This is a genomic window from Pseudooceanicola endophyticus, assembly GCF_018760365.1.
Lineage (GTDB): Bacteria > Pseudomonadota > Alphaproteobacteria > Rhodobacterales > Rhodobacteraceae > Pseudooceanicola > Pseudooceanicola endophyticus.
In genome coordinates this window covers 68,479-93,894 of the sequence record NZ_JAHIAB010000009.1, presented here as the reverse complement: position 1 = coordinate 93,894, position 25,416 = coordinate 68,479, and the positions used below count along the sequence as shown (strand labels likewise).

At 67.3% G+C, this 25,416-nt stretch carries 26 protein-coding genes; 8 read left to right on the top strand and 18 right to left on the bottom strand.

The features are described 5' to 3' along the window. Positions 1 to 60 precede the first annotated feature (60 nt). From benD to KM176_RS15745, 4 genes are read right to left on the bottom strand one after another with little or no spacing between them, the layout of a single operon-like run. Entirely contained in the window at positions 61 to 849 is a 789-nt protein-coding gene (benD, locus tag KM176_RS15760; RefSeq protein ID WP_160894935.1) for a benzoate diol dehydrogenase BenD, read from the bottom strand. Further along, positions 846 to 1,865 carry a benzoate 1,2-dioxygenase electron transfer component BenC gene (gene benC / locus KM176_RS15755; protein WP_160894936.1) on the bottom strand — a complete coding sequence of 340 codons (1,020 nt, stop codon included), beginning with the start codon at positions 1,863 to 1,865 and terminating at the stop codon, positions 846 to 848. The genes benD and benC overlap by 4 nt, the downstream gene beginning before the upstream one ends. A gap of 13 nt (positions 1,866 to 1,878) precedes the next feature. Next, positions 1,879 to 2,382: a benzoate 1,2-dioxygenase small subunit gene (gene benB / locus KM176_RS15750; RefSeq protein ID WP_160894937.1), complete on the bottom strand. Its 504-nt coding sequence runs from the start codon at positions 2,380 to 2,382 to the stop codon at positions 1,879 to 1,881. Further along, a complete protein-coding gene (locus KM176_RS15745; RefSeq protein ID WP_160894938.1) occupies positions 2,379 to 3,716 on the bottom strand; it encodes a Rieske 2Fe-2S domain-containing protein in 1,338 nt (445 codons plus the stop codon). Before KM176_RS15745 ends, benB begins: the two co-directional genes overlap by 4 nt. A 265-nt stretch (positions 3,717 to 3,981) precedes the next feature. Here KM176_RS15745 and KM176_RS15740 point away from each other — a divergent pair, with 265 nt between their 5' ends. The 5 genes from KM176_RS15740 to KM176_RS15720 all read left to right on the top strand — a co-directional run bounded on the left by KM176_RS15740 (position 3,982) and on the right by KM176_RS15720 (position 8,356). Then, on the top strand, positions 3,982 to 4,911 hold the full coding sequence (locus tag KM176_RS15740; protein WP_160894939.1) for a LysR family transcriptional regulator: 930 nt from the start codon (positions 3,982 to 3,984) through the stop codon (positions 4,909 to 4,911). A 143-nt stretch (positions 4,912 to 5,054) separates the two neighbouring features. Next, positions 5,055 to 6,038: a sialic acid TRAP transporter substrate-binding protein SiaP gene (locus tag KM176_RS15735; RefSeq protein ID WP_160894940.1), complete on the top strand. Its 984-nt coding sequence runs from the start codon at positions 5,055 to 5,057 to the stop codon at positions 6,036 to 6,038. Positions 6,039 to 6,098: 60 nt separating this feature from the next. Next, complete coding sequence (locus KM176_RS15730) at positions 6,099 to 6,611, top strand: TRAP transporter small permease (RefSeq protein WP_160894941.1); 513 nt, start codon at positions 6,099 to 6,101, stop codon at positions 6,609 to 6,611. After that, entirely contained in the window at positions 6,608 to 7,903 is a 1,296-nt protein-coding gene (locus KM176_RS15725; RefSeq protein ID WP_215558797.1) for a TRAP transporter large permease, read from the top strand. The genes KM176_RS15730 and KM176_RS15725 overlap by 4 nt, the downstream gene beginning before the upstream one ends. Before the next feature lie 6 nt (positions 7,904 to 7,909). Beyond that, entirely contained in the window at positions 7,910 to 8,356 is a 447-nt protein-coding gene (locus tag KM176_RS15720; protein ID WP_160894942.1) for a type II 3-dehydroquinate dehydratase, read from the top strand. A 6-nt stretch (positions 8,357 to 8,362) separates the two neighbouring features. Here the strand turns inward: KM176_RS15720 and KM176_RS15715 are convergent, their stop codons facing one another. Next, positions 8,363 to 9,049, bottom strand: coding sequence for a GntR family transcriptional regulator (locus tag KM176_RS15715; RefSeq protein WP_160894943.1), 687 nt, complete (start codon positions 9,047 to 9,049; stop codon positions 8,363 to 8,365). 136 nt (positions 9,050 to 9,185) lie between these two features. Between KM176_RS15715 and KM176_RS15710 the strand changes: the two genes are divergently transcribed. Next, positions 9,186 to 9,581: a GlcG/HbpS family heme-binding protein gene (locus KM176_RS15710; RefSeq protein WP_160894944.1), complete on the top strand. Its 396-nt coding sequence runs from the start codon at positions 9,186 to 9,188 to the stop codon at positions 9,579 to 9,581. Between the two features lie 36 nt (positions 9,582 to 9,617). Here KM176_RS15710 and KM176_RS15705 read toward each other — a convergent pair whose 3' ends face one another. Both KM176_RS15705 and KM176_RS15700 read right to left on the bottom strand, forming a co-directional pair. Continuing rightward, a complete protein-coding gene (locus tag KM176_RS15705; RefSeq protein WP_160894945.1) occupies positions 9,618 to 11,120 on the bottom strand; it encodes an amidase in 1,503 nt (500 codons plus the stop codon). Positions 11,121 to 11,130: 10 nt separating this feature from the next. After that, positions 11,131 to 11,937, bottom strand: a complete 807-nt coding sequence (locus KM176_RS15700; protein WP_160894946.1) for a sulfite exporter TauE/SafE family protein — start codon at positions 11,935 to 11,937, stop codon at positions 11,131 to 11,133. Positions 11,938 to 12,106: 169 nt separating this feature from the next. Here KM176_RS15700 and KM176_RS15695 point away from each other — a divergent pair, with 169 nt between their 5' ends. Both KM176_RS15695 and KM176_RS25185 read left to right on the top strand, forming a co-directional pair. Next, positions 12,107 to 12,622, top strand: coding sequence for a GntR family transcriptional regulator (locus KM176_RS15695; protein WP_236045336.1), 516 nt, complete (start codon positions 12,107 to 12,109; stop codon positions 12,620 to 12,622). Positions 12,623 to 12,690: 68 nt separating this feature from the next. Beyond that, complete coding sequence (locus KM176_RS25185) at positions 12,691 to 12,822, top strand: hypothetical protein (protein WP_268946156.1); 132 nt, start codon at positions 12,691 to 12,693, stop codon at positions 12,820 to 12,822. 258 nt (positions 12,823 to 13,080) lie between these two features. Here the strand turns inward: KM176_RS25185 and KM176_RS15690 are convergent, their stop codons facing one another. The 11 genes from KM176_RS15690 to hisN form a co-directional block, all read right to left on the bottom strand. Next, positions 13,081 to 14,175: a M24 family metallopeptidase gene (locus tag KM176_RS15690; protein WP_160894947.1), complete on the bottom strand. Its 1,095-nt coding sequence runs from the start codon at positions 14,173 to 14,175 to the stop codon at positions 13,081 to 13,083. 55 nt (positions 14,176 to 14,230) lie between these two features. Next, a complete protein-coding gene (locus tag KM176_RS15685) occupies positions 14,231 to 15,886 on the bottom strand; it encodes a hydantoinase B/oxoprolinase family protein (protein ID WP_160894948.1) in 1,656 nt (551 codons plus the stop codon). Then, positions 15,883 to 17,961, bottom strand: coding sequence for a hydantoinase/oxoprolinase family protein (locus tag KM176_RS15680; protein WP_160894949.1), 2,079 nt, complete (start codon positions 17,959 to 17,961; stop codon positions 15,883 to 15,885). Before KM176_RS15680 ends, KM176_RS15685 begins: the two co-directional genes overlap by 4 nt. Beyond that, positions 17,961 to 18,473, bottom strand: coding sequence for a GAF domain-containing protein (locus tag KM176_RS15675; protein WP_160894950.1), 513 nt, complete (start codon positions 18,471 to 18,473; stop codon positions 17,961 to 17,963). Before KM176_RS15675 ends, KM176_RS15680 begins: the two co-directional genes overlap by 1 nt. Then, the gene (locus KM176_RS15670; protein ID WP_160894951.1) at positions 18,470 to 19,273 is read right to left on the bottom strand and encodes an ABC transporter ATP-binding protein; all 804 of its coding nucleotides are present in this window, start codon (positions 19,271 to 19,273) and stop codon (positions 18,470 to 18,472) included. The genes KM176_RS15675 and KM176_RS15670 overlap by 4 nt, the downstream gene beginning before the upstream one ends. After that, entirely contained in the window at positions 19,270 to 20,160 is an 891-nt protein-coding gene (locus KM176_RS15665) for an ABC transporter ATP-binding protein (RefSeq protein ID WP_160894952.1), read from the bottom strand. Before KM176_RS15665 ends, KM176_RS15670 begins: the two co-directional genes overlap by 4 nt. Beyond that, a complete protein-coding gene (locus tag KM176_RS15660) occupies positions 20,160 to 20,990 on the bottom strand; it encodes an ABC transporter permease (RefSeq protein ID WP_160894953.1) in 831 nt (276 codons plus the stop codon). The genes KM176_RS15665 and KM176_RS15660 overlap by 1 nt, the downstream gene beginning before the upstream one ends. Continuing rightward, positions 20,990 to 22,012 (bottom strand): ABC transporter permease, encoded by a 1,023-nt coding sequence (locus tag KM176_RS15655; RefSeq protein WP_160894954.1) that lies wholly within the window; start codon positions 22,010 to 22,012, stop codon positions 20,990 to 20,992. The genes KM176_RS15660 and KM176_RS15655 overlap by 1 nt, the downstream gene beginning before the upstream one ends. 108 nt (positions 22,013 to 22,120) lie before the next feature. Further along, the gene (locus KM176_RS15650) at positions 22,121 to 23,731 is read right to left on the bottom strand and encodes an ABC transporter substrate-binding protein (protein ID WP_160894955.1); all 1,611 of its coding nucleotides are present in this window, start codon (positions 23,729 to 23,731) and stop codon (positions 22,121 to 22,123) included. A 3-nt stretch (positions 23,732 to 23,734) separates the two neighbouring features. Then, positions 23,735 to 24,424: a helix-turn-helix domain-containing protein gene (locus KM176_RS15645; protein ID WP_160894956.1), complete on the bottom strand. Its 690-nt coding sequence runs from the start codon at positions 24,422 to 24,424 to the stop codon at positions 23,735 to 23,737. A gap of 209 nt (positions 24,425 to 24,633) precedes the next feature. After that, on the bottom strand, positions 24,634 to 25,416 hold the full coding sequence (gene hisN / locus KM176_RS15640; RefSeq protein WP_160894957.1) for a histidinol-phosphatase: 783 nt from the start codon (positions 25,414 to 25,416) through the stop codon (positions 24,634 to 24,636).

Genomic DNA, 25,416 nt, shown 5'->3' with positions numbered 1-25,416 from the left:
GGAAAGCGCCCGTCCCGCCGGGCAGACGGCGGGACGGGCAGCGGTGTCGCAGCGGGGTGTTCAGCCGGTGTCGCCACCCGCCACCACCAGCGTGCTGGCGGTGATGTAGGAGGCCTCTTCGGAGGCCAGGAACAGGATCGGGGCGACCTGTTCGGCGATGCTGCCATAACGTCCCATCAGGCTTGAGCCCTTGACCTGGCGCACCGCCTCTTCCATCCAGCCGCGTTCGGCCGGGGTGTCGCCCTCGGCGTTGCGCGGCACCCGGCGCGGCGGTGCCTCGGTGCCGCCGGGGGCGGCGGCAACGACGCGGATGTTCTCCGGGGCCAGCTCCATCGCCAGAGAGGCGGTCAGCGCATTCACCCCGCCCTTGGCGGCGGAATAGGGCACCCGGTGGATGCCCCGCGTGGCATTGGAGGAGATGTTGACGATCACCCCGCCGCCACGGGCCCGCAGATGCGGGATCACCGCGTGGCAGGCCCAGAGCGCGGGCATCAGAGAGCGGCGCACCTCGGCCTCGATCTGGGCGGGTTCGAAGGCGGCATAGGGGCGCATCCGGATCGCCCCGCCGACACCGCCGACCAGGATGTCGATGCCGCCGAAGGCTTCGGCAGCGGCCTGCATCGCGGCCTCGGCCCCGGCGTGGGTTTCCAGGTCGCATTGCAGCGCCCGGACCCGCCCGGGGCCCGCCGCATCAAGCGCCCGGGCGATGTCCCCGACGAACTCCGCCCGGTCGGCGATCAGCACCGAGGCCCCCTCGGCGCAGGCGCGTTCCGCGACCCCGTGGCCGATCCCCTGGGCGCCGCCGGTCACCACCATGACCTTGCCGCGAAAGCGGTCGGGGCAGATCATGCCGCCGCCTCTGTGGCCGAGGGGGTGAACTTCTCGTAGTGGAAATGCGCGGGCTCCACCCCCTTTTCGGCCAGGAAGCGGCGCACGGCCTCGACCATGGGCGGCGGGCCGCAGAGGTAGATGTCGACCTCTCCGGCGTGCAGCTGCGCATCGTCCAGATGCGCGGTCACGTAGCCCTTCAGCGGATGCGCGGCGCCGGCATCGGCGACGGTGGCGCACCAGGTGAAGCCGGGCAGGCGGGCACCCAGGGCCTCCAGCCGCTCGGTCTGCACCAGATCGGCATCGGTGTTGACGCCGTAGACCAGATGCACCGGGGTGGTCTCCCCCTCGGCGGCCATGACCTCCAGCATCGACAGGATCGGCGCCAGCCCGGTGCCGCCGGCCAGCAGCAGCACGGGGCGGGTGCGGGCGCGCAGGAAGAAGCTGCCGTAGGGCCCGGTAAAGCTGGCGGCATCGCCGATCTGGGCCTGCTCCGAAAGGTAGCGGCTCATCCGGCCGCCGGGCACGTTGCGGATCAGGAAGGTGGCCTCGCGCGCGCCGGGGGCCGAGCTGAAGGAATAGGAGCGGGTGATCTCCTGCCCCGGCAGCGCCAGGTTGACGTACTGGCCGGGCAGGAAATCGGGCCCCTCGGGCAGGGTGATGCCCAGCTCGAAGGTGGCCTCCGACAGCCGGGTGAGGCGGGTGATCACCCCGGCGTGGCTCTCGGGGGTCAGCTTGCAGGCCGAGGAGGGCACCGGGACCGCGATCACGCAGTCCCCCCCGGGCACCATCTGGCAGGTCAGCACCAGCCCCCCGGCGGCCTCTTCCTCGCTCAGGGCCTCTTCCAGGTAGTCGTCGCCCAGCTCGAAGGCGCCCTGTTCGCAGCGGCACTTGCAGGTGCCGCAGACCCCGTCCGAGCAGTCCACCGGCAGGTTCACCTTCTGCCGGTAGGCCGCGTTCATCACCGTTTCGGCGGGGTTGCAGGCGATCACCCGGGTCACCCCGTCCTCGAAGTTCAGCGCAATGCGGTAACTCATCTCTGCCCCTCCCTCAGACGTGGTACACGTCGATGACCTGGTGGATGTAATCGTCCTTGAGCACGACCTTCTTGGCGGTGATCAGGGGCGTGTCCCCGGAGGTGTCGAGCGTGTAGAACGAGGTGCCGAAAAAGCTCATCGTGGTCTGGTAGCGATGGCTCAGCGTGTGCCAGTTGAAGCGCAGGTCGGTCGCGCCGTCGCGCTGTTCGAGGATCTCGATATTGGCGATCATGTGGCAGGTGCGGGGTTCGGGCATGGTGGCGCCGGAGCGTTCGGTCTTGATCCGGAACACCCGGTCCTCAAGCCCCTGGCGGTTCGGGTAGTAGATCAGCGAGACATGGGATTGCGGATCCTCGACCAGCTGGTCGTCGTCGTCCCAGCTGGGCATCCAGAAGGTGGCCCCGGGGGCGTAGCATTCGACCCAGGCATCCCAGTCGCGATCATCAAGCAGCCGCGCCTCTCGGTAGAGGAACTGGGGGATGACAGAGGTATCGGGGGGCGTGAAGGGGGCGTTCATGCCAGTTCCTCCCGGCGTTCGGAGGCCAGCGCCTGCCCGAGGGTGCGCGACCAGTATTCGTGCTGGCGCACGAACAGTCCCTCGTCCTCGGAGCGTTCGCCGCTCAGGATCGGGTTCAGCCCCATGGCGGTGGCATTGGCGTCGGGCCCGTCGATCCAGCGCACGGCGCCGCGCGACAGGTCGTTCCAGATGCCGTCGGCAGCGCTGTAGGCGGTCTGGCAGGCGCGGAATTCCTCAAGGTCATCGGGGGTGCCCATGCCGGAGACGTTGAAGAAATCCTCGTACTGGCGCAGCCGGAGGGCGCGTTCCTCGGCCGGTTCGCCTTTCGGCGCGAAGCAGTAGATCGTGATCTCGGTCCGGTCGACCGAGAGCGGCCGGATCACCCGGATCTGGGTCGAGAACTGGTCCATCAGGTAGACATTGGGATAAAGGCCCAGGTTGCGGGTCTGGCCGGTGATGAAGGCGGTCTTCTCCTCTCCGAGCCGCGCCTGAAGGGCGGCGCGGTGGTTCCAGACCGGGCGGACCTCGGGGTTCAGGGTCTGGGTCCAGAGCAGGATGTGACCATGTTCGAAACCGTAGACGCCGCCGATGCTTTTCGACCAGCCGTTGGCATCGACCGCCTTGGTGCCCTCGTCCTTGCGGTGGCCCATGGTGGCGGAATAGTTCCAGTGCACCGAGCTGACGTGATAGCCGTCGGCGCCGTTTTCCATCTGCAGCTTCCAGTTGCCGTCGTAGGTGTAGCTGGAATTGCCGCGCAGCACCTCGATCCCCTCCGGGGCCTGGTCGACGATCTGGTCGATGATCACCCGGGTCTCGCCCAGGTGCTCTTCCAGCTCCGCAACGTCGGGGTTCAGGCTGCCGAAGAGAAAGCCCCTGTAGCTGGCGAATTTCGGCACCGCCCTGAGGTTGTGGGCGCCATCCTTGTTGAAGCCCTCCGGATAGCCGCCGGTCTTGCCGTCCTTCACCTTCAGCAGCTTGCCGGTGTTGGAGAAGGTCCAGCCGTGGAACTGGCAGGTGAAGGAGGACTTGTTGCCGTGCTTGCGACGGCACAGCATGGCGCCGCGGTGGGCGCAGGCGTTGATCACCGCGTGCAGCTCTCCCTGCTTGTCGCGGGTGATGACGATGGGCTGGCGCCCGATCCAGGTGGTGAAATAGTCGTTGGCGCCGGGGATCTGGCTTTCGTGGGCCAGGTAGACCCAGTTGCCCTCGAAGATGTGCTTCATCTCCAGCTCGTAGATCTCGGGATCGGTGAAGATGTCGCGCCGGCAGCGATGGATGCCGGTTGCGGGGTCTTCCTCCACCGCCGTTTCGATCCGCGTTTTCAGGGTGCTCATGTGCTTTCCTCCATACGGTGCCGCCCGTCGCGCGGGCGCGGACGGCGGGGATGGCCTGGCAACGGAAGGTCAGCGGCACCGGCCCGCGCCGGGGCGCGGGGGCAGGGTCCGTCAGGACCCATGAGACCGTTTCGGTATCGCCCGATACCTCCCGTTCGGCAGCTCCTCCAGCTACCAACTCCAATCAGGCAACATGGACTCTCGCTCGGCGGGAGGAAAAAAGCCAAGATCAAGTTCGTCTGTCTTCATACCGGGGAGGTATAGTATGGAGATGCGCCAGCTTCGCTACTTCGTGGCGGTCGCCCGCGAGCGCAATTTTTCGCGTGCCGCCGAGAGGCTGAACATGGCACAGCCGCCGCTTAGCCGGCAGATCCGGATGCTCGAGGAGGAGATGGGCACCGATCTGGTGGACCGCAGCGTGCGGCCCCTGCGGCTGACCGCGCCGGGGCGGCTGTTCCTCAAGCAGGCCGAGCAGATCCTCGACCATGCGGAGGCCACCCGCCAGATGATCGAGCGCGCCAGCGCCTCGGGCAAGCAGAGCGTCGTCTTCGGCTTCGTGGCCTCGACGATGTACGGTCGCTTCCCGGCGCTGATCCGGGGCTTCCGGCAGGTCGCCCGCGACGTCGAGCTGCAACTGGTCGAGATGAGCAGCCTGGAGCAGATGGCGGCGCTGAAGGAGGGCCGCATCGACGCCGGTTTCGGCACCCAGCGGTTCGAGGATCCGGCGGTGCGCCGGGTGCTGCTGCGCGAGGAGAAGATGGTGGTGGCGATGCCGGTGACCCATCCCCTGGCCGCCGACAATGCGCCGCTGCCGCTGTGGCGGATTGCCCAGGAACCGCAGATCCTTTATCCGGCCAGGCCCCGGCCCAGCTATGCCGACCAGGTGCTGGCGGTGTTCCATGACCACGGGCTGACGCCGCGCATCGGCCACGAGGCGCGCGAGCTGCATATCGCGATCGGCCTGGTGGCGGCGGCAGAGGGCATTGCCGTCGTGCCGGATTCGCTGATCCGCTCCGGTCTGGAGGGCGTCTGCTACCGCCCGATCGAAGAGGGGCCGACCTCTCCGATCTTCATGTGCTTCCGCTGCGGCGACACTTCGCGACCGCTGCGGCAGATGAAGGAAGTCATCTGCGAGATGTATCCGGGCTGGAACTACCCGGTGCCCGAGGGGCTGCGCGCCGACCTCCAGGGCTAGGCCCGCCGCCGCGTTCAACCAACCGGAAACCCGCATTGCGGGTTTTTCGGTATTGCCGCTTTACCTGATCGCGAAGTTCACCTTAGGATGGTCGGATCATCATATGATTTCGGAATCGTATGTGGAATATGAGGGAGGAACTCATGACCAATCGCAGGGTATTTCTGGGGGGCATGGCGGCAGCCGGGCTGAGCGCGGGGGCCGGGCTGCCGGCGTTTGCGCAGGAGGCGAAGAAGCTGCGCTTCTCGGCGGTCTTCTCGGAGCAGGACATCCGCGCCCAGATGATGCAGAAGCTGGCGGCCTCGGTCGCGGATTTCGCCAAGCTGGAGCTGTATTACGGCGGCAACCTGTTCAAGCAGACGACCGAGATCATCGCGATCCAGCGCGGCAACCTGGAGATGGGCAATGTCGCGCCCCAGGACATTGCCACCCAGATCAAGGAATTCTCGATCCTGACCTCGGCCTACCTGTTCCGGGACGCGGATCACCTGAACAGTTTCTTCAACAGTGATGCCGGGGCCGAGATGGTCGCGCTTGCGGAGGACAAGCTGGGCATCCACATCCTGGGGCCGACCTATTTCGGCACCCGTCAGGTGGGCCTGCGCATCGACAAGGAAATCCGCACGCCCGAGGACATGTCGGGGGTCAAGCTGCGGATGCCGGGGGGCGATGCCTGGCAGTTCCTGGGCAAGGCGCTTGGCGCCAACCCGACCCCGATGGCCTATGCCGAGGTCTATACCGGGCTTCAGACCGGCGCCATCGACGGCCAGGACAACCCGCTGCCCAACGTGCAGAACATGAAGTTCTACGAGGTGATGGACCAGATCGTCATGACCTCTCATCTGGTGGGCTACGACCTGCTGGTGATCTCGGCCAAGGTCTGGAAGGGCTTCACCGAGGAGCAGCGCACCGCCTTCCAGGCCGCCGCCACCGAGGCCATCGCCTGGAGCACCCAGCAGCACCTCGCGCGCGAGCAGGAGCTGGTGGGCTTCTTCAAGGACCAGGGCCTGGCGATCAACACCCCCGATGTGGAGGCGTTCCGCAGCTACGCGCAGAAGATGTACCTCGACTCCGCGTTCTCGGCCGACTGGCCCGAGGGCATGCTGGATCGCATCAACGCCCTCTGAGGCCGGCCCCATGCCGCCGCGCCCGGCCCCCGGGGGCGGCGGCCCAGAGGAGAGAGAGACGTGCAACGACTGATCGTCATCGGGGCCTGGCTGCGGCGCCGGGCCGAGAATGTGGCCGCCCTGATGCTGGCGGTGATGTTCGCCGCCTTCATCGTGCAGGTGGCCTTCCGCTACCTGCTGAACCTGCCCAGCGGCGGCGCCTCGGAGCTGACCACGATCATGTGGGTCTGGCTGGTGCTCTGGGGGGCGGCCTTCGTGCTGCGTGAACGCGAGGAGATCCGCTTTGATTTCCTGATCTCGATGGTCGGGCCGCGGCTGCGTCGGGTCATGACGATCCTGGCCTGCGCGGCGCTGCTGTTCCTCTACGGCGTGTCGCTGCCGGCGGCCTTCGATTTCGTCACCTTCATGAAGATCCAGGACACCTCCTACCTCGATCTGCGCTTCGACCTGGTCTATTCGATCTACATCCTCTTCGCGGTGGCGATCCTGGTGCGCTACGCCTGGTTGCTGTGGCGGGCCCTGCGGGGCGCCCCGCCCGAGGTCGCGCGCGGCCCCGGGGAGGAGGCGCCGTGATCGATCCCTTCACTGCCTCCGTCCTGTCGATCGTTCTGCTGGCGCTGCTGGGGCTTCCGGTCGGCCATGCGATGATCGCCTCCTCGATCCTCTACCTGCTGCTGAGCGGGTCGGACATGGGCACCGCCGCCGAGCAGCTGCTGAACGGCATGTTCTCAAGCTATATCCTGCTGGCGGTGCCGCTTTTCATCCTCGCGGCCGAGCTGATGAATGCCGGCAACATGACCCTGCGGCTGCTGGCCTTCTGCAATGCCTTCATCGGGCGTTTCCCGGGCGGGCTGGCGCTGGTCAACGTGGCGCAGTCGATCATCTTCGCGGGCATGTCGGGATCGGCCATCGCCGATGCGGCTGGGTCCGGCAAGATGATGCAGCGGATGATGACCGAGGGGGGCAAGTACCCGCCCGCCTTCGCCGCCGCCCTGACCGCCTCGACCGCGGTGATCGGTCCGATCATCCCGCCTTCGATCCCGATGGTGATCTACGCGCTCGTCTCGGATGCCTCGATCGGCTACCTGTTCCTGGCCGGGGTGGTCCCGGGCCTGCTGATGGGGCTGGTGCAGGTCGTCATCATCCTGGTCACGGCCCGGCGCCGGAACTTCCCGGTCGAGCCCCCGGTGCCGCTGCGCGCGCTGCCCCGGATCACCTTCAACGCGGTGCCGGCGCTGATGATGCCGGTGGTGCTGCTGGGCGGGATCTACGGCGGCGCCACCACCCCGACCGAGGCCGCCGCCGTCGCCGCGCTTTATGCTCTGCTGGTCTCGGCTCTGCTGTATCGCAGCGTGACGCTGAAATCGGCCTATGGTTCGGTGCTGTCGAGCGCGCGCACCACCGCCTCCATCGGGATGCTGATCGCCGGGTCGCTGGTCTTCAACTACGTCGTCACGGTCGAGAACATCCCCGCCACCCTCAGCGCCTGGCTGTCCGGCTTCGACCTGTCGCCGGTGGTCTTCCTGCTGATCGTCAACGCCATCCTGCTGGTGCTGGGCTGCCTGCTGGAGGGCACGACGATCCTGCTGGTGATCGTGCCGGTCTTCATCCCCACCGCCCAGGCGCTTGGCATCGACATGGTGCATTTCGGCATCGTCTGCGTCGTCAACATCATGCTGGGGCTGATCACGCCGCCCTACGGGCTGCTGCTGTTCGTCATGACCTCGATCTCGGGCTGCAAGCTCAGCCAGATCATCCGCGAGGTGCTGCCCTTCCTGGTGGCGCTTCTGGTGGCGCTCCTCCTCATCACGCTGGTGCCGGACCTCTCGCTCTGGCTGCCACGCCTCTTTGGCTACAATGGATAAACGCACATGACCAAACCCGTCTATGTCCTCAACGGTCCGAACCTCAACCGCCTGGGTCAGCGCGAGCCGCATATCTACGGCCATGTCACCCTGGCCGAGGTCGAACGGATCTGCGCCGAGGCCGCCGGCGACACCGGACTGGTCTTCCGCCAGACCAATTCGGAATCCGAGATGATCGACTGGATCCACGAGGCGATCGAGGGCTCCTGCGCCCTGCTGATCAACCCGGCGGCCTTCACTTTCTATTCCATGGCGATCATGGATGCGCTGAAGATGTATCCCCACCCGCTGATCGAGTTCCACATCTCCAACGTCCACAAGCGCGAGGCGATGTACCACAATTCCCTGGTCTCGGGGGTGGCGACGGCGGTCATGGCGGGGACGGGCACGCGGGGCTACGGCCATGCCGTGCGCCTGCTGCTGGAGATGGCCGCCGAACGCGCGGCGGCCTGAGCCCGCTCAGGCGGGGATGCGACCGCTGGCGATGATGTGCTCCATGCCGGCGCGCACATGGGCGCTCAGCAGGGCCACGGCGCCCTCGGCATCGCGCCCGACCACCAGATCGCGCAGGCGGGCATGTTCCTCGGCTGCGGGACGGCCACGGAAATCCAGCACGTAGAGGTGATAGCGCATGAACCGGTCGAAGATGTTGGAATGGGTCGTGCTCAGCACCGGCATGTCGCAGGCCATCACGGTGGCATGATGGAAGTCCCAGTCGTACTGGACCCAGGTCATCACCTGACTGTCGTCGCCGCCGATCAGCCGGTCCTCGACGCTGCGCAGCTTGTGATGCGCCGAGACGACCTGTGCCTCCCAGTCCAGCCCGCCGACCTCGATCGAGCGGCGCAGGGCATGGCATTCCAGCAGCAGCCGCATCTGGCAGATGTCGCGCAGGTCGCGTTCGCTGATCGGGGCGACGCCGAAGCCGCGATTGCCCTCGGCCACCACGAAGCCCTCGGCCACCAGCCGGTTCAGGATCTCGCGCAGGGTGCTGACGCTGGCGCCATAGGCTTCGCGCAGCCGTTCCAGCCGCAGCCGGTCGCCGGGGCCCAGCCGGTTGGTGATGATGTCGTGGCGGATCCGGCGCAGCACGCGGTCTGCGGTGCTGCCGCCCTCTGCCTCGGTCACGAAAGTCTTTCCCGTCATCGTCCTGGGACCTGTTCCTGAATTGCCGGGCCTGCGCCCGGAAACATTTTATCTGATTATTTTCGGAGACTCCTATGAAAAGATCAATCTCCTGTCCGAAGGACGATCCTCATACGAAAATGCCGGGGGCTCGGCCATGACCGCGATCACCCTGGCCGAAGCGCAGGACCTGGCCGCGCGCTGCCACGGGGCGGCGCAGCAGGAGGGGCTGCGGGTGGTCGCCGCGATCAGCGATCCCGGCGGGCACCTGGTGCTGCTGGCGCGGATGGATGGCGCGATTGCCGGGGCAAACCGTGCCGCCGAGGCGAAGGCGCGCACCGCCGTCCTGTACGACCGCCCGACCCGGGCCTTTGCCGAAAGCTATCGGGCCGGGCGCCCGGTGCACATGCTGCCCGATGTCATGCCTCTGGGCGGGGGCATCCCGCTTTACCGAAACGGCCAGCTGGCCGGCGCCCTGGGGCTGAGCGGCGCCGTCGAGGATGTCGAGACGCGGCTGGCCGAACGGGTCGTCGCCGCCTTCACCCTGGGCTGAGGCGGGAAGGGCGTCCGGGGACGCCCTTCCGGGGGATTACAGGCTCAGGAAGCCCTCGACCGCGGAAAGCGGCCCGGCGGCCTTCAGTGCCGCGATGTCCGGGCCCTTCGGCGCCAGGTCCGACAGGCCGGCGATGATCGCCTCCAGTTCCGCCGCGACGGCCAGTACGCCCAGGTCGTCGTAACGCTTGCCGACGATCTGAAGCCCGAAGGGCATGCCGTTCGCATCGGTGCCGCAGGGGATGGTGATCGAGGGATGCCCCGCGATGGTCGAGGCATAGGCCATCGCCAGCCAGTGGTAGTAGCTGGAGGTCTTGTGGCCGTCGATTTCCGCCGGGTACAGCTCGTGCCAGTCGCGCGGGCTGATCGTCACCGCCGGGGAGATCACGAAATCATGGGTCTCGAACCATTTCTGCCAGCGGAAGTGGTAGCTGCCCTGCATCACCAGGGCCTCCGAGATGTCATCGGGGCTGAAGCTGCGACCCTCGATGACGTTCTCGGTCACGTTGGGGCCGACCTGGTCGGGATGGGCATCAACGCGCTTGCCGTGGGTCGACACGAACAGGATACCGCGCAGCACCGAGAAGATGCGGTCGGCATGGCTGCAATCGGGGGTGCCGTCCTCGACCGTGCCGAAGAAGGGCGCGATCTGCGGCACCACCTTGCGGAAGTGGTCGCGCACGATGCTTTCGGTGGGCGCGAAGCCGTAATCCTCGGTGAAGGCCACGTTGAGAGAGGACAGGTCGCGGCGCGGCAGGTTGGCAAAGCTGGCCGGATCCCAGGCGGTCTTGCCGTTCACCACGGCGGTATAGGGATCGTTCATGTCGGGCCGCGCCAGCACCGAGAGCATCAGCGCGGCATCGGCGACGCTGCGCGCCATCGGGCCCGAGGTCGACATCGGGAAATAGCCGATGCCACGGGTGTTGCCCGGCACCACGCCCGGAGAAGGGCGGTAGCCGACGACGCCGCAGAAGGCGGCCGGGTTGCGCAGGCTGCCGCCGGTGTCAGAGCCCGTTGCCAGCGGGAAATACCCCGCCGAAAGGCCCGCCGCCGAGCCCCCCGAGGAGCCCGCGCAGGTGCGCGTCAGGTCATGCGGGTTGGCGGTGGCGCCGTAGACGCGGTTGCGGGTGTTGCCACCGGCGCTCCATTCGGGGTTGTTGGTCTTGCCCATCGGGATCGCGCCGGCGGCGCGCATCGCGGCAACGATGGCATCGTCCTTCACCGCGATATTGTCGCGGAACAGCTCTGATCCGAAGGTGGTGGGCAGGCCCTTGACGTCGATCATGTCCTTCACGCCGAAAGGCAGGCCGTGCAGCGGGCCCTGGACTTCGCCGCGGGCCTGGGCGGCATCGGCGGCCTCGGCCCCGGCCAGAAGCCCGTCGAAATCGCGCGCCACCAGGGCGTTGACGGCATGGTCCACGGCCTCGGTCCGGGCGATGCAGGCCTCGGCCAGCTCCTTCGCCGACAGCGCCTTGCGGGCGATCAGCTGGCGGGCCTCGATGGCACCGAGCTCTGCGGGATCGGAGGGAAGATCGGACATGGGATTCCTTTCAGAAGAAGGCTTTGCGCAGCATGTTCAGCGCGGCGAGGATGATGAAGAAGGCAAAGATCAGCCGCAAGCGAACGGCTGGTAACACATGCGCCAGCCGCACGCCAAAAGGGACGGTAAGGCAGGTCATGAGCGAGATCAGGGCGAAAGTGGGCAGGTTCACGTAGCCCACCGTCAGCGGCAGGGTCTGCGCGTTCCCGGTGCTGCCCAGCAGGTAGGTCACGCAGGCGGGAAGCGAGATCACGGCCCCGAAGCCCGCCGAGGTGGCGATGGCGCGCTGCACCGGCAGGCCGAAGGCGGACAGCGCGGGCACCCCGAAAGTGCCCCCGCCGATGCCCATCATGGCGCAGACAAAGCCGATGAAGCCCGAAAGCGGCGCATAGACGGCGGGGCCGGGCAGGCTGGGCGCCAGGCGTCCGCGCGGGGCGCCGGCCAGCATGTAGACCCCCATCAGGGCGGCGACGATGCCGAAGATCGCCATCAGCGTGTCCGAATGCATCGCGGTGGCCGCCAGCACGCCCAGCACCGCGCCCAGCCCCATCGCCGGGCCCCAGCTTTTCAGCACGCCCCAGTCGACGGCCCCCTTGCCGTTGTGGGTCACCACGGAGCGCAGGGAGGTGGCGATGATCGTCGCGGTCGAGGTGCCGACGCACATCTGCATGACGACCTCTTCGGAGACGCCGAAGGCGCGGAACAGCACCAGGAAGACCGGCACCAGGAAGATGCCGCCGCCGACGCCCAGCAGGCCGGACACCACCCCGGCAAAGGCGCCGGTCAGGGCCAGGATGACTACGAAGATCAGGAACATGGGGGAAGGTCCGTCGGCAGGCTGGAAGGTCGCGGCGGAGGATAGGTTTCAATAGAACGTTGTTCAATTGAAAAGCGGCAGGCGCATCTGGGCAAAAAATCTTCTGCCCAAGACGGAGGCACCGGCGCCGCGCTGCGTAGAGGGGGCAGGGGCAGAACCGGAGGGCGGCATGACGGATGGCACGGGGCGGGACAGGCGGCGGGGGACGCCGCGGCGCGGATCGGGGGTGGCCCATGTCCACGCGGTCCTGCGCGAAGAGATCCTCGGCCTGCGGCTGCCCCCGGGCAGCCCGATCGACGAGGCCACCCTGTCGGAGCGCTTTCGCCTGTCGCGCACGCCGATCCGCGAGGCTCTGGTACGGCTGGATGCCGGGGGGCTGGTCACCACCCTGCACAACCGGGCAACGGTGGTGGCGCAGATCGACTTTCTGGATTTGCCGTCCTTCTTCGACGCGCTGCGGCTGATGGCGCGGGCCACAGCCCGGGGTGCGGCGCTGCAACATGGGCCGGCAGAGCTGGTGCGGATCCGCCGCGCCCAGCGGGATGTGGTCCGGGCTCTTGAGGCGGGGGATCGGGCGGCGGTGATCGCCGCCGACCATGCCTTTCACCTCTGCATTGCCGGGGCGGCGCGCAACCGGCATTTCGAAGCGCTGAGCCTCCGGCTTTTGGACGAGGGGGCCGCCTGACGGGGCTCTGTGCCGTTGCCCCCGACCTGCTGCCGACCGTCGCCGGGCTGGATGCGCATGCGGCGCTGGTGGCGGCCATCGCGGCGCGGGATGCCGACCGCAGTGATGTACTGGCCGCCGGCCATGCCGATGCGCAGATCGCGATGATCCGTGCCCGGGTCGCCGCCGACCGGCGCTGGAGCGCGTCCATGGAGCTGTAGCGCTGGCCCGCTTCGCGGCGACCCGGGCCGGAACAGGGGGGCTGCCGTACGAAGCTTTTCTGCGCCGGGCTGAACCTTGCCATGCGGGCCTTTGCCGACAGCGCCGTTCAGCCCTGTCTTGCCTTCCAGGCCTGCGCCATCCGCGCGATCAGCTGCCGCACCAGGCCGCCGCAGCAGACCACGGCGGACATGCCGGCCCGGGCAACCGTCCCGGTCCCAGGGGCGGTCCTTCCGGGGGCGAGGGCAGGAGGGGGATCCTCAGGTCGGGACGCGGGCGAGGCTGCGCGGCAGCGAGGACAGGATCTCGGGACCGTCGGCGCGCAGGATCACGATGTCCTCCAGCCGGACGCCGAAGCGGCCTTCCAGGTAGATGCCCGGCTCGATCGAGAAGACCATGCCTTCCTCCAGCACGGTGTCGTTGACCGAGGTGATGTAGGGCGGTTCGTGCACATCGACACCCAGCCCGTGGCCAGTGCGGTGCAGGAAGTTCGGGCCGTAACCCGCCGCCTCGATCACGCCACGGGCGGCGGCATCGACGTCGCGGGCCCGGGCGCCGGGTTTCGCGGCTGCCAGCGCGGCCTGCACGGCGGCCTCGACCACGGCGTGGACCTCGTCATAGCCCTCGGGCTTGTCGCCCAGCACCATCATCCGGGTCATGTCCGAGGGATAGCCGTCCTTGATGCAGCCGATATCGACCACGATGGCATCCCCGGCCTGCAGCGGGCGGTGGCCGGTGTGGTGATGCGGGAAGGCGCCGTTGCCGGCCCCGCCAATGATGCAGAAGGCCACCGTCGCGCCGTTTTCGGCATAATGTGCCTCGATGATCGCGCCCAGCTCAAGCTCGCTCATGCCGGGTTTCAGCGCCGCGACGGCGGTTTCGAAGGCGGCATCGTTGATCAGCGCAGAGGCCTTCAGCAGCGCATATTCCTCGGCATCCTTGCGGGCGCGCAGGGCGCCCAGCGTATCCTCGGTAAAGCGGCGGCGGCAGCCCTGGGGCAGGTGATCCATGACAAGGAAGGCGAAATCGGCGCGCATCGTCTCGTCCAGCACGACCGAGGCGGCTGTGTCGGCGCCGATGCTCTCAAGCGCGGCGCGCAGGGCTTCCACCGGCCCCTCCGCATCGGCCCATTCGCAGAAGGGCACATCGGTATGTTCGCGGGCGCTGGCGGCATTGAGCTGCGGCATCAGCATCACCGCGCCGCCGCCAGAGACCAGCAGCAGGCAGGGGCGTTCGTCGCCATGGGGATTGTAGCCCAGCAGGTAGAGCATGTGCGAGCCGGGGCCGATGGCCACCAGATCGGTATCGGAAGCGGCCATGGCGGCACGCAGGTTGGAAAGGCGGGTCTGGTTCATGTCGTGTCCTCGGATGTCTGGTGCCGGCGGCGCAGCGCGGCAGGAAAGGGGGCGGTCAGCCTTCGGTGCCGTAGATCGCCTTCGCGCGCTCGGGCGTGATCAGCCCGTCGCGGATGTCGCGGGCCACGGCCTTGGGATCGCGCAGCTTCGGGTCGCCATAGCCGCCGCCCGAGCCGGTGATCACCCGGATCACGTCGTCGCGGTGGGTGACCTTGCCCGACAGGAAGGCGTGGCGGGTCGGGGCAGAGCCATCGGCGGGGCGGTATTCGATCACGTTGGGGGACCCGTCGCGGCCCCCTTCCACCCCCCAGCTGGGGAATTTCGACCGCGTATAGGCGGCGGTGACAAAGCCGTTCTCGCCGCGCACCCGGTAATCCAGCACGATGCCGCGCCCGCCGTTGAAGCGCCCTTCGCCGCCCTCGGCCAGGCTCAGCTCCATCCGGTCGACGATCAGCCCGTTGCGGGCCTCGTTGATCTCGGCGGGGCAGTTGTAGGTCTCGCCATGGAAGCTGGAGAAGATCGCCGGGTTGCCGTCGCGCTTGGGCGAGGCGCCCCAGCCGCCGATCTGCGGCTCAACGATGGTGTACTGGCGCCCGGTGTCGGGATGGATGCCGCCCAGGAAGGTTCCGCAGATCGAGGCGAAATGCCCCGCCGGCAGCAGATCGGGCATCTCGGGGGCCAGGCAGCGCCACATCAGGTCGTAGATGCGCAGCTCGGTCTCGTAGTAGAAGCCATGGGCGGCGGTCTCGGTCGCGCTGAAGATCGAACCCTCGCGGGTCAGCACCTGCACCGGGCGGAAGGTGCCGCCATTGGCCGGGGTCTCGGGGCTGGTCAGCGCCTTGAAGATCATCTGCGCCGAGATCGTCACCCCGTCGCGCGAGGCATTCATCGGGCCCGTCACCTGGTCGGGGTTGTCGCGCAGATCGACGATGAAGGCATCCTCGGCGATGGTGATCTTGACGTTGTAGACCAGGCCGTCGTCCTGTTCTTCCGACATTTCGAAGGTGCCCTTGGGCAGATCCTTCAGCGCCTTGCGCGAGACCTCCTCGCCGAAGTCCATGAAGCTTGCCATCGAGGCCTCGAAAGTTTCGGTGCCGTATTTCGCGGCCAGCTCCTCAAGCCGTTTCGCACCGATCCGGACCGAGGCGATGGCGGCCCAGACATCGCCCTCAAGCACCTCGGGCATACGGGAATTGACCCGGATGATGTCGAAGATGCCCTTGATGGGCTGCCCCGCGTCGATCACCTTGATCGCCGGAAGGCGCAGGCCCTCCTGGAAGATCTCGGTCGCCTCGCCGGAAAGCGAACCGGGCGCCATGCCGCCGACGTCGGAGTTGTGGGCGATATTGGCGGTCCAGGCCACCAGCTTGCCGTCCGAGAAGACGGGCAAGGCGAAGATGATGTCGTTGAGGTGGGTGACCCCGCCGTAATGGGGATCGTTGGTCGCGTAGACATCGCCCGGGCGGATCTGCTCCACGGGGTTGTGACGCAGGATCGCCTGCACCGCCTTGTCGAGCACGGTGGTGAAGGCCGGGATGCCCGCCCCGGAGGAGGCAAGGTTGCCCTGCGCATCGGTGATGCCGGTGCCCATGTCCAGCACCTCGTAGATGATCGAGGACATGGCGGTTTTCTTCATGATCGCGAACATCTCGTCCGCGATGGCCTGAAGCGAGTTCTGGATGATCTCGTTGGTGATCGGATCGAGGGTCATGCGGCCTCTCCCAGGGCGATGTGGATATTGCCGAACCCGTCGATGGAGACGCGGTTGCCGGGGTGCACGACGATGGTGGTGCCCGGGTCCTCGATCACGGCGGGGCCGGTGAAGGACATGCCGGGGGTGAACTTCGTGCTGTCGTAGATCGTGGCTTCGTGGCGGCCCTCCAGCGCGTAATCGACCAGGCGGGTGGCCTTCTGCGCGGTGCTGGCGGGGGTGTCGGTCAGCGGCTGCGCGGTCATCTTCAGCTTGCCGACCTCGGCGGCGGCGACAAGGTGGATGCCGACCAGCTCGACCGGCGCGCCCAGGCGATAGGTATATTCCTTCTCGTAGGCGGCGTGGAAATCCTCGGCGATGGCGGCAAGGCGCGTGGGGGCGAGGGTGCCGTCCTCGATCAGCACCTCGGTCGTGTGCTCCTGGTTCTGGTAGCGGAACTTGCCGTAGCGCAGGAAGCTGACCTTTTCGGGGGCGATCCCCTCGGCGCCGTATTGCGCCAGGGCCTCGGCCTCGGCGCTGGCAAAGAGCGCCTCGATCTCGGCTGCGCCGGTCGGGGTCAGATCGGCCAGATGGGTCACGAAATAGTCGCGCCGCAGGTCCGACATCATCATCCCCCAGGCCGAGAAGACGGCGGCCCCCTGCGGGATCACAACCTTCTTCATGCCCAGCTCCTGCGCCAGGGCGACCGCGTGCATCGCGCCGCCGCCGCCGAAGGCGACAAGGGTGAAGTCGCGCGGATCGTGGCCCCGGTTCAGCGACACCAGCTTCAGCGCATTGACCATGTTGTTGTTGGCGATCCGCACGATCCCCTGCGCCGCCGCATCGACCGACACGCCAAGGCTGTCGCCGACAGCCGTCAGCGCGGCTTCGACGGCGGCCATGTCCGCAGGCGCCTCGCCGCCCTTGAAGAACTGCGCGTTGATCCGGCCCAGCCAGAGGTTCGCATCGGTGGTCGTGGCATGGCCGCCGCCGTTGCCGTAGGCCGCAGGCCCCGGCAGGGCGCCCGCCGATTGCGGCCCGACATGCAGCTTGCCGAAATCATCGACCCAGGCGATCGAGCCGCCGCCATTGCCGATCTCGACCAGATCGACCACCGGCACCATGATCGGATAGCCCGCCGAAGTCCGGTCCCGTTCAATCCAGTAGTCGGTCATGATGCGGATCTGGCCGTCCTCGATCAGCGAACACTTCGCCGTCGTCCCGCCGATGTCGAGCGCCAGCACGTTCGGCTCTCCGATCAGCTTGCCCAGTTCCGCCGCGCCCCAGAAGCCCGAGGCCGGGCCGCTTTCGATCATGGTGATCGGGGTCTCGGTGGCCGAGGCCAGCGTGTCGACGCCGCAATTGGACTGCATGATGTAGGGCGCGGATTTCAGCCCCCGCGCGGCCAGCCCGCCGCCAAGCTTGGACAGGTACTTTTCGGCCGTGGGTTGCACATAGGCGGACAGGACGGCGGTGCTGGTGCGTTCGTATTCCCGCCATTCCCGGGTGATCTGGTGGCTGGCCACCACCGAGATGCCGGGCCAGAGGCGGCGCACCTCGGCCAGCGTCGCCTCTTCATGGGCGGTGTTGGCATAGCTGTGCAGGAAGGAGATCGCGATGGCCTCCACCCCCTCGGCGCGGAAATCCTCCAGGATCGCGGGCAGCGGAGTGAGGTCGAGCGGGCGGAATTCCTCGCCCGTGTAGGTCATCCGGCCCGGCAGTTCGCGGCGCAGGTAGCGCGGCACGAAGGGCTCGGGCTTCTCGTAATGCAGGTTGAAGAAGTCGGGGCGGTTGCCGCGCGCGATCTCCAGCGTGTCGCGGAAGCCCTCGGTGGTGATCAGGCCGACCCGGACGCCCTTGCGCTCGGTCACGGCATTGATGACGACGGTGGTGCCATGGGCGAGGAAGTCGATGGCATCGGGGGCCACCCCCGCCTTGTCGATGACGTTCAGCACGCCCTGTTCGAAATTCGGCGGCGTGGTGTCGGATTTTGCCGTGCGCACGGTGGCGGTGCCGGTGTCGCTGTCCAGCTCGAAACACACCAGATCGGTGAAGGTGCCGCCGACATCGGTGGCGACGCGGGTGATCTTGCCCATCAGGCGGCCTCTTTCGCGTCAAGCGCCAGGCTCAGCAGCATGGCAGTTGTGGCTTGCAGGCGCAGGGCCTCGGTCGCGGCGACGCGTTCGGGGGTGTACCAGCCGGCCTCGTGCAGGATGTTCAGCGTGCCGATGACCTGGCCCCCGATGATGATCGGCAGGTTGATCACCGACTGACACCCGAGGGAGTCGATCAGCGGCGCATCGGGAAACACCGTGTCGATGGTCGCCAGGTCATTGGCGACATAGGTGTTGTGATGGGTGATCACGCAGTCGGTCCAATCGGTCTCTCCGGGCTTGTTGGGCTTCAGCGCCGAGGTCGGGTATTCGACCGGGTGCGAGGTATAGAGGCGGCGGCTCGCGTTCTTCTCGGGGACGTTCTCGGTCATGGTGAAGATTTTCGCGCCCACGGTCTTTTCGATCTGGGCGTGCAGGGCCGCGAAGGCGGCCCGGGCGGTGCCTTCGGTGGCAATGGCCGCAAGGAAATCGGACGTGCAGGGGGTCGTGGTCACTTGGAAGTCTCCAGAAGCTTGTCTCTGAGCCGGGCTTCGGCGTCGGAGACGACGGGAACCGCGCCGATCAGGCGGCGGGTGTAGTCGGATGCGGGGGCGGTGAAGACCTGCTCGGTCGGGCCGGTCTCGACCAGGCGCCCCTTTTCGAAGATGGCGACCCGGTCGGCGATGTTGCGCACGACAGAGAGGTCATGGGTGATGAAGACGAAGGTCAGGCCCCGGTCGCGGCGCAGCCGGTCCAGCAGCGTCAGCACCCGCGCCTGCACCAGCACGTCGAGCGCCGAGGTCGGCTCGTCCAGCACCACGATCTCGGAGCCGCAGGCCAGCGCCCGGGCAATCGCCACGCGCTGGCGCTGGCCGCCCGAAAGCGCGGAGGGCTTGCGGTGCGCAAAGTCCGCCGGCAGGCCGACCTCTTGCAGCAGTTCACCGACCCGGGCGGCGCGTCCGGCCTTCGGGCCGATGTCGTAGACATCAAGGGGCAGGCGCAGAGAGGCCCCGATGCGCCGGCGCGGGTTCAGCGCCGACAGCGGGTTCTGCTGGACCAGCTGGATGCGCCGGCGGTGTTCGGGGCCGCGGGTGTCGGGCAGGGCGGTGCCGTCCAGCCGGATCGTGCCGCTGCTGGCGGCGTGGATGCCCAGGATCAGGTTCGCCAGCGTCGACTTGCCCGACCCGCTTTCGCCGACCACCGCCAGACATTCGCCGCGCGTTACCTGAAGAGAGACCTCGCGCAGCGCCTGCACCTGGTGGCTGCCAACCTGAAAGGTCTTGGAGACATTGTCGATTTCAAGATGCACGCTCATCGTGTCGGCTCCGGTTCGCGCAGGCCCTCATGGGTGATCATCGGGTCGAAGAAGCTTTCGGACACCTCGGGCACATCGGGGATGCCGCCGCCGGTCAGGCGCGGCACCGCCGCCATCAGCGCGCGGGTGTAGGGGTGGCGGGGATCGGCAAACAGCGCCTCGGTCGTGCCATGTTCGACGATACGGCCTTTGTAGATCACATAGACCCGGTCGGCGAATTCACGCACCACCCCGAGGTTGTGGGAGATGAAGAGGACCGACGTGGCGTTCCTCTCGACCATCTCGCGCATCAGCTCGAGCGTCTGGGCCTGCACGGTGACATCCAGCGCCGTGCCCGGTTCGTCCGCCAGCAGCAGCGCGGGTTCATTGGCCAGCGCCATGGCGATCATGATGCGCTGGTTCATGCCCCCGGAAAGCTGGAAGGCATAGCTGTCGAGCGCCCGCTCGGGCTCGTGGATGGAGACCTGCGCCAGCATCTGCGCGGCGCGCGCGCGGGCGGCGGCGGCGGAAATGCCGGGATCGCGCCGCTTCAGAACCTCGTGGAACAGCTCGGCGATCCTGAAGACGGGGTTGAGCGAGGAGGTCGGATCCTGGAAGATCATCGAGATGTCGCGCCCGCGCAGGGCGTAGCGCTCCTTCTCGGTCATCTTCTTCAGGTCGCGGCCCATCACCTCGACCGTGCCGGAGATGCGGCTGGTCTTCAGCTCCTGCAGGGTGCCCAGCACGATGCGTGCGGTAACGGATTTGCCCGAGCCGCTTTCGCCCACCAGCGCCACGCGTTCGCCCCTGCGGATGTGCAGCGAAATGCCGTGCAGCACGGCGGTATCTGAAAACAGCGACTTGAAGCGCAGGTTCAGGTCGCGGATGCGCAGGGTCAGATCGTCCATCACTCGGCCTCCAGCATGTCACGCAGGGCGTCGCCCAGCAGGTTGAAGCCGAAGACGGCGATCAGGATGGCAAGGCCCGGGAAGACGGTCAGCCACCAGCTGTCGGGCAGGTATTTCGCGCCCTCCGCCACCATGGAGCCCAGATCCGGCGTCGGCGGCTGCACCCCCAGCCCGAGGAAGGACAGGGAGGAGGCCATCAGGATCACGAAGCCGAAGTCGAGCGTCATCTTGGTGATCACCGCCGGCAGGCAGTTCGGCAGGATCTCGCGGAACATGATGTGCCATTTGGAGGCGCCGATGACCTCGGCGGCCAGCACGTAGCCTTCGACCCGTTCGGCGCGGGTGATGTTGTAGACAAGGCGCGCGTACCAGGGCCACCACATGACGGTGATCGCCAGCATCCCGTTGGTCAGCGTCGGTTTCAGCACGCCCATGATCGCCATCGCCAGCACCAGCGGGGGCACCGACAGGAAGACATCCGTCAGCCGGTTCAGCGCATAGCCGGTCTTCGGGCCCATGTAGCCGGCCATCAGGCCGATCACCGTACCCACGGGCGGCGCGATCAGCAGCACGAAGAGGCCCATCAGCAGGGAAACCCGGTAGGCGTAGATGATCCGGGTGAATAGGTCGCGCCCCACCAGATCCGTGCCGAAGATGTTGGGCCAGTGCGGCGGCTGGTTGAAATTGGCGAAATCGACCACCGCGCCCCTGTGCGAAGGGAAGGGGGTGATGACATCGGCGAAGACGGCGGACAGCACGACGAAGGCGATCAGCACCAGCCCCAGCACCGAGAGCGGGTTCGACAGCAGGATTGCGAAGGCTTTTTTCATCAGCTGCGCCCTCCGAGGCGGAACCGGGGGTTGAGCCACCAGACCAGCAGGTCGACGATGATGTTCATGATCAGGAAGGTGGCGGCGATCACCAGCACGGTGCCGACGATGCCGTTGAGGTCCTTCACCAGGATCACGTTGACGCCGTAGCGGCTGAGGCCGGGCCAGGCGAAGACGCTTTCCACCAGGAAGGCGCCCCCCAGCATGGAGGCGAAATCGAGGCCGATCACCGTCAGCGAGGGGATCAGCGAGGGTTTGAAGACATAGCGCCGGGCGATGCGACCGGCCGGAAAGCCGTAGGACTGGGCCATCTCGGCATAGGGCTTGCGGTAGGTTTCGACCATGTTGGCGCGGGTCAGGCGGGCGGACTGGCCGATCCCGGTGACCGCCAACGCGCAGGCGGGCAGGATGATGTGGCGGAAGGCATCGGCGAAGGCGGCGAGGTTGCCGGCCAGCAGCGTGTCCACCAGCATGAAGCCGGTCACCTGCGGAATCTGGAAGCTGTTCGAGATCCGCCCCGCGATCGGGAAGATCGGCACGAAATAGGCAAAGATCAGCATCAGCACCACGGCCCAGACGAACCCCGGTGCCGAGACACCCAGCAGGGTGATCACGCGCACCAGGTGGTCGGGCCAGCGATCGCGGGTGCGCGCGGCCAGGATCCCCATCGGCAGGCCGACGCCCACCATGATGATCCCGGCGACGATCATCAGTTCCAGCGTGGCGGGCAGGAACTGGGCGATGTCGGCAATCACCGGGCGCTTGGAATACAGCGACATCCCGAAATCGCCGTGCAGCACATCGCGCAGGAAGTAGACGTATTGCGTCACCAGCGGCGCATCGAGGTGCATCTGCGCGCGCAGGGCATCCACCATGTCCTGGCTGGCATTCGGGCCCAGGGCGATGCGGACGGGATCGCCGGGGATGATCCGGGCGATGCAGAAGATCAGGATCGACACGCCGAACAGCACGATGAGCGTGGTGATCAGCTTGCCGAGGACGGCTCTGAGGGCGGGGGGCATTTCAGGTCCTCTCGGGGCGCGCGCGCGCTCAAGGGGTCGGCGCGCGGAGGGCGGGGGCCGTAGGGCCCCCGGAACGGGCGGAGGTCTCCGCCATCAGGGCGCGGGCGCTCAGTCCTTCACATCGATCAGGCGGAAGGTGAAGCCGAACGGGCTGAGCGGGAATTTCTTCTCGGGGTCCGACAGGGCCGGGGCGCTGATCCGGGTGGAGCCCGCGAAGACCTCCTGCGCGTCGTACATGTTGATCGAGGGCGCGAGGGCCATCAGCCGGTCGTTCAGCTGATGATAGATGGCGTCGCGCTTTTCGGGGTCGGTCTCGGTGCGGCCTTCGTCCAGCAGGCTGTCGACCTGATCGTCCTTCAGCCATTCCGGAGAGGCCCAGGTTCCCGCCGCCGAGGAATGATACATGTTGTAGAGCAGCGCGTCGGGATCCCCGGTGGCGGTGGTGTTCAGCACCTGGCTTATCATCGGCGTGGTCTCGGGGCTGGTGACCTGGGAGGCGAACAGCGCCCAGGGCATCTTGCGGATCTCGGCCTTGAAGCCCAGCTGGGTGAAGTTGGCCTGCAACAGCAGCGCAAAGCGTTCCTCCAGTGGCACCTCGCCGATCCAGGAAATGTCGAGCGTGTAGTCCGAGGGCGTGTACTTGCACTGCGACAGGTACTCTTTCGCCTTCGCCATGTCCTGCTTCAGGGTATGGCTTTCGTCATCGGCGCCCATCAGCCCCTTGGGGATCAGCCCGGTGGGGGCGGTGCCCTGGCTGATGTCCTTGGAGACGGCGACCAGCTTCAGCGCGCTGGCGTAGTCGAAGGCATTGGCCAGCGCGAGGCGGCAGTTGGCATCATCCAGCGGCGGCTTGCGGGTGTTGAACTTGATGTAGAAGGCCCCGGCGGCGGGTTCGCTCAGCAGCTGCGCGCCGCCTTTTGCCAGCGCGCTCATCACCTCGGGCGGCAGCCACTGGGAGGAGATGTCGTGTTCGCCCTGCGCGATCAGGGTGCGCACGGTGGCGGGTTCCAGCGAATAGCGCAGCCGCACGGTGTCGGGCGCGGCCTCGTCGAAGCCCAGGAAGTAGTCGGGATTGCGCTGCATCACCGTCTCTTCCTGGGGATTGTGCGAGACGACGGAATAGGCGCCGGTGCCGGCGGAATGCTGCGACAGCCACTTGGTGCCCCAGTCGCCCATCTGGGTGTCGCCGGGTTCGAGGTGGTCCATCACGGTCTTCTTGTCGAAAATCGGCAGGCGCACCAGGGCGGCGACGAAGGGCGCGAACTTGGAGGACAGGGTGAACTGCACGGTATGGGCATCAACGGCCTTGGCGCTTTCCACCTTGTCGAAAAGGTAGGACACCCCCTGGCCAAGCGCCTTCATCCGGTCGAGCGAAAACACCACGTCCTCGGCCGTCATCGGGTTGCCCGAGAGGAACGTCACGTCGTCGCGCAGATCCACGGTATAGGTCAGCCCGTCCTCGGTGCTCCAGCTCCTGGCCAGCAGCGGGACATAGCCGGTGCCGCCCTGCTTGGGGGCCACCAGCGCGTCGTAGAGGTTGATCGACAGGATGGTGTCGGCATTGTCGTTGCCGGTGGCCGGGTCGATGTCGCCGGGGGCGGATTCATCGAGGCGCAGCACGCCATGGGCCAGCGCCGGTTGCGCTGCCGCCAGCGTGGTGGTCAGGCAGGTCGCCGCCAGCAGCGCCGCCCCCAGACGTTTGGAGAATTCGGGTGCCATCACTTACTCCTGTTGGTTGTCCAGGGTTCCCTGGCCGGTCTGTGCCGGTGTTATGGTCTGGGCCTTCTTGCCCGCGCGGCGCAGCGACAGGCGGTCCCCGGAGGGGGCATGGGGGTGCCGGTCGTCGCCGAAGACGTCGATGGTGCAGGTGTGCAGGATCGCCGTCGGTTCGGTGGTGTGGTTCCAGCTGACATGGGGCAGCGAGGACTTGAAATGGATCGAGTCGCCCTTGTTCAGCACGTAGGTCTCTCCGGCGACCTCAATCGTCAGGGCGCCCTCGACGATGTAGAAGATCTCTTCGCCGTCATGGGCGGTGATGTCGGAGCGGTGGCCGGGCGCCTCGTGCATGATGACCGAGCGCAGCACATTGCCGGGAAAGGCCGCCGAGAGGCGTTCGTAGACGGTGCCCTGGCCCAGCCCGACGCTGAAGGTGGCGCGGTTGCCCTGGCGGGTCACCGGACCGGCGGCGGCAGGCTGGGTGAAGAAATCCGCCAGCGGCGCGTCCAGCGCCTCGGCCACCAGCCCGAGGGCGGTCAGCGATGGCGTCGTCAGCCCGCGTTCGATCTGGGAAATGTAGCCGATGGAAAAGCCCGCCGCCTCGGCCACCTGCTTCATCGTCAGCTTCAGTTCCTGGCGACGGCGGCGCAGCCGGTCGCCGACGCTGCCTGCGGTGTCGGCCGGTTCGGGTGCCATCGGATCCTTCCTCGCGTTTTAGTCAGGCTAAAATTGAGCGAGTCGGGGCCCTTGGGGCAAGGGGAATGGATGCAGAATGCCGCGAAGTGTGGATTTTAGGCACCCTAAAATTGAACCGCGCCCTGCGGATGCCCAATATTGCGACAGCAGAACGCCGGACCCCTGGGGAATCCGGCGTGTCGGGCTGCGGGGGATGTGGGGGCGGCCCCTCAGAGGGCCAGCGCCGCGAGCGCCTCTGCATGCAGTTCGGGCGTGGCGGCGGCGATGACCCGGCCATCGCTTTCCAGCGTCAGCGGCTGGCCCGTCCAGTCGGTGATCACGCCGCCCGCGCCCTGCACCACCGGCACCAGCGCCAGGTAATCGAAGGGCTTCAGCTCGGATTCGATGACCAGATCGACATGCCCAGAGGCCAGCAGCGCATAGGCGTAGCAATCGCCCCCGAAGCGCCGGATCGCCGCCTGTTTCGACACCCGGTCGAAGGCCGCCAGCTCTGCCTCGGTGAAGATGTCGGGAGAGGTGGCATAGACGATGGCCTCGGCCAGGCGGGTGCAGGCGCGGGTGTGGCAGGGGGTGCCGTTGAACTCGGTCGCGCGGCCGGTCTTGCCGACGAAGCGTTCGTTCAGCGCCGGCAGCTCGATCACGCCCAGATCGGGGGCGCCGTCCTCGTAGGTGGCGATCAGGCAGCCGAAGGTCGGCATTCCGGTCATGAAGCTCTTGGTGCCGTCGATCGGGTCGACGATCCACAGCCGGGGGCTGTCGATGCGCACGCTGTCCTGTTCCTCGCCGACGATGCCGTCCTCGGGGAAGGTGCCTTCGATCAGGGCGCGCAGGCGGGCCTCGATGGTCTTGTCGGCCAGCGTCACGGGCGATCCGTCCTGCTTGCTCTCGTAGGGCAGCGTGGTGCGGAAATAGTCCAGCGCGATGCCGCGTGCGGTATCGGCCATCTCGCCGGCAAGGGCGAGGGTCTGCCCGGCCCGGGTATCCTGGATCAT

Bases quoted from the DNA above. Each gene is read 5' to 3' on its own strand.
- benB (WP_160894937.1), bottom strand. From the start codon at position 2,382: ATGAACGCCCCCTTCACGCCCCCCGATACCTCTGTCATCCCCCAGTTC.
- KM176_RS15655 (WP_160894954.1), bottom strand. From the start codon at position 22,012: ATGCCCCCCGCCCTCAGAGCCGTCCTCGGCAAGCTGATCACCACGCTC.
- KM176_RS15660 (WP_160894953.1), bottom strand. From the start codon at position 20,990: ATGAAAAAAGCCTTCGCAATCCTGCTGTCGAACCCGCTCTCGGTGCTG.
- KM176_RS15735 (WP_160894940.1), top strand. From the start codon at position 5,055: ATGACCAATCGCAGGGTATTTCTGGGGGGCATGGCGGCAGCCGGGCTG.
- KM176_RS15740 (WP_160894939.1), top strand. From the start codon at position 3,982: ATGGAGATGCGCCAGCTTCGCTACTTCGTGGCGGTCGCCCGCGAGCGC.
- KM176_RS15705 (WP_160894945.1), bottom strand. From the start codon at position 11,120: ATGTCCGATCTTCCCTCCGATCCCGCAGAGCTCGGTGCCATCGAGGCC.
- benC (WP_160894936.1), bottom strand. From the start codon at position 1,865: ATGAGTTACCGCATTGCGCTGAACTTCGAGGACGGGGTGACCCGGGTG.
- KM176_RS15685 (WP_160894948.1), bottom strand. From the start codon at position 15,886: ATGACCCTCGATCCGATCACCAACGAGATCATCCAGAACTCGCTTCAG.
- KM176_RS15690 (WP_160894947.1), bottom strand. From the start codon at position 14,175: ATGAACCAGACCCGCCTTTCCAACCTGCGTGCCGCCATGGCCGCTTCC.
- KM176_RS15695 (WP_236045336.1), top strand. From the start codon at position 12,107: ATGACGGATGGCACGGGGCGGGACAGGCGGCGGGGGACGCCGCGGCGC.
- KM176_RS15720 (WP_160894942.1), top strand. From the start codon at position 7,910: ATGACCAAACCCGTCTATGTCCTCAACGGTCCGAACCTCAACCGCCTG.
- benD (WP_160894935.1), bottom strand. From the start codon at position 849: ATGATCTGCCCCGACCGCTTTCGCGGCAAGGTCATGGTGGTGACCGGC.
- KM176_RS15745 (WP_160894938.1), bottom strand. From the start codon at position 3,716: ATGAGCACCCTGAAAACGCGGATCGAAACGGCGGTGGAGGAAGACCCC.
- KM176_RS15715 (WP_160894943.1), bottom strand. From the start codon at position 9,049: ATGACGGGAAAGACTTTCGTGACCGAGGCAGAGGGCGGCAGCACCGCA.
- hisN (WP_160894957.1), bottom strand. From the start codon at position 25,416: ATGATCCAGGATACCCGGGCCGGGCAGACCCTCGCCCTTGCCGGCGAG.
- KM176_RS15665 (WP_160894952.1), bottom strand. From the start codon at position 20,160: ATGGACGATCTGACCCTGCGCATCCGCGACCTGAACCTGCGCTTCAAG.
- KM176_RS15650 (WP_160894955.1), bottom strand. From the start codon at position 23,731: ATGGCACCCGAATTCTCCAAACGTCTGGGGGCGGCGCTGCTGGCGGCG.
- KM176_RS15645 (WP_160894956.1), bottom strand. From the start codon at position 24,424: ATGGCACCCGAACCGGCCGACACCGCAGGCAGCGTCGGCGACCGGCTG.
- KM176_RS15680 (WP_160894949.1), bottom strand. From the start codon at position 17,961: ATGGGCAAGATCACCCGCGTCGCCACCGATGTCGGCGGCACCTTCACC.
- KM176_RS15710 (WP_160894944.1), top strand. From the start codon at position 9,186: ATGACCGCGATCACCCTGGCCGAAGCGCAGGACCTGGCCGCGCGCTGC.
- KM176_RS15670 (WP_160894951.1), bottom strand. From the start codon at position 19,273: ATGAGCGTGCATCTTGAAATCGACAATGTCTCCAAGACCTTTCAGGTT.
- KM176_RS15700 (WP_160894946.1), bottom strand. From the start codon at position 11,937: ATGTTCCTGATCTTCGTAGTCATCCTGGCCCTGACCGGCGCCTTTGCC.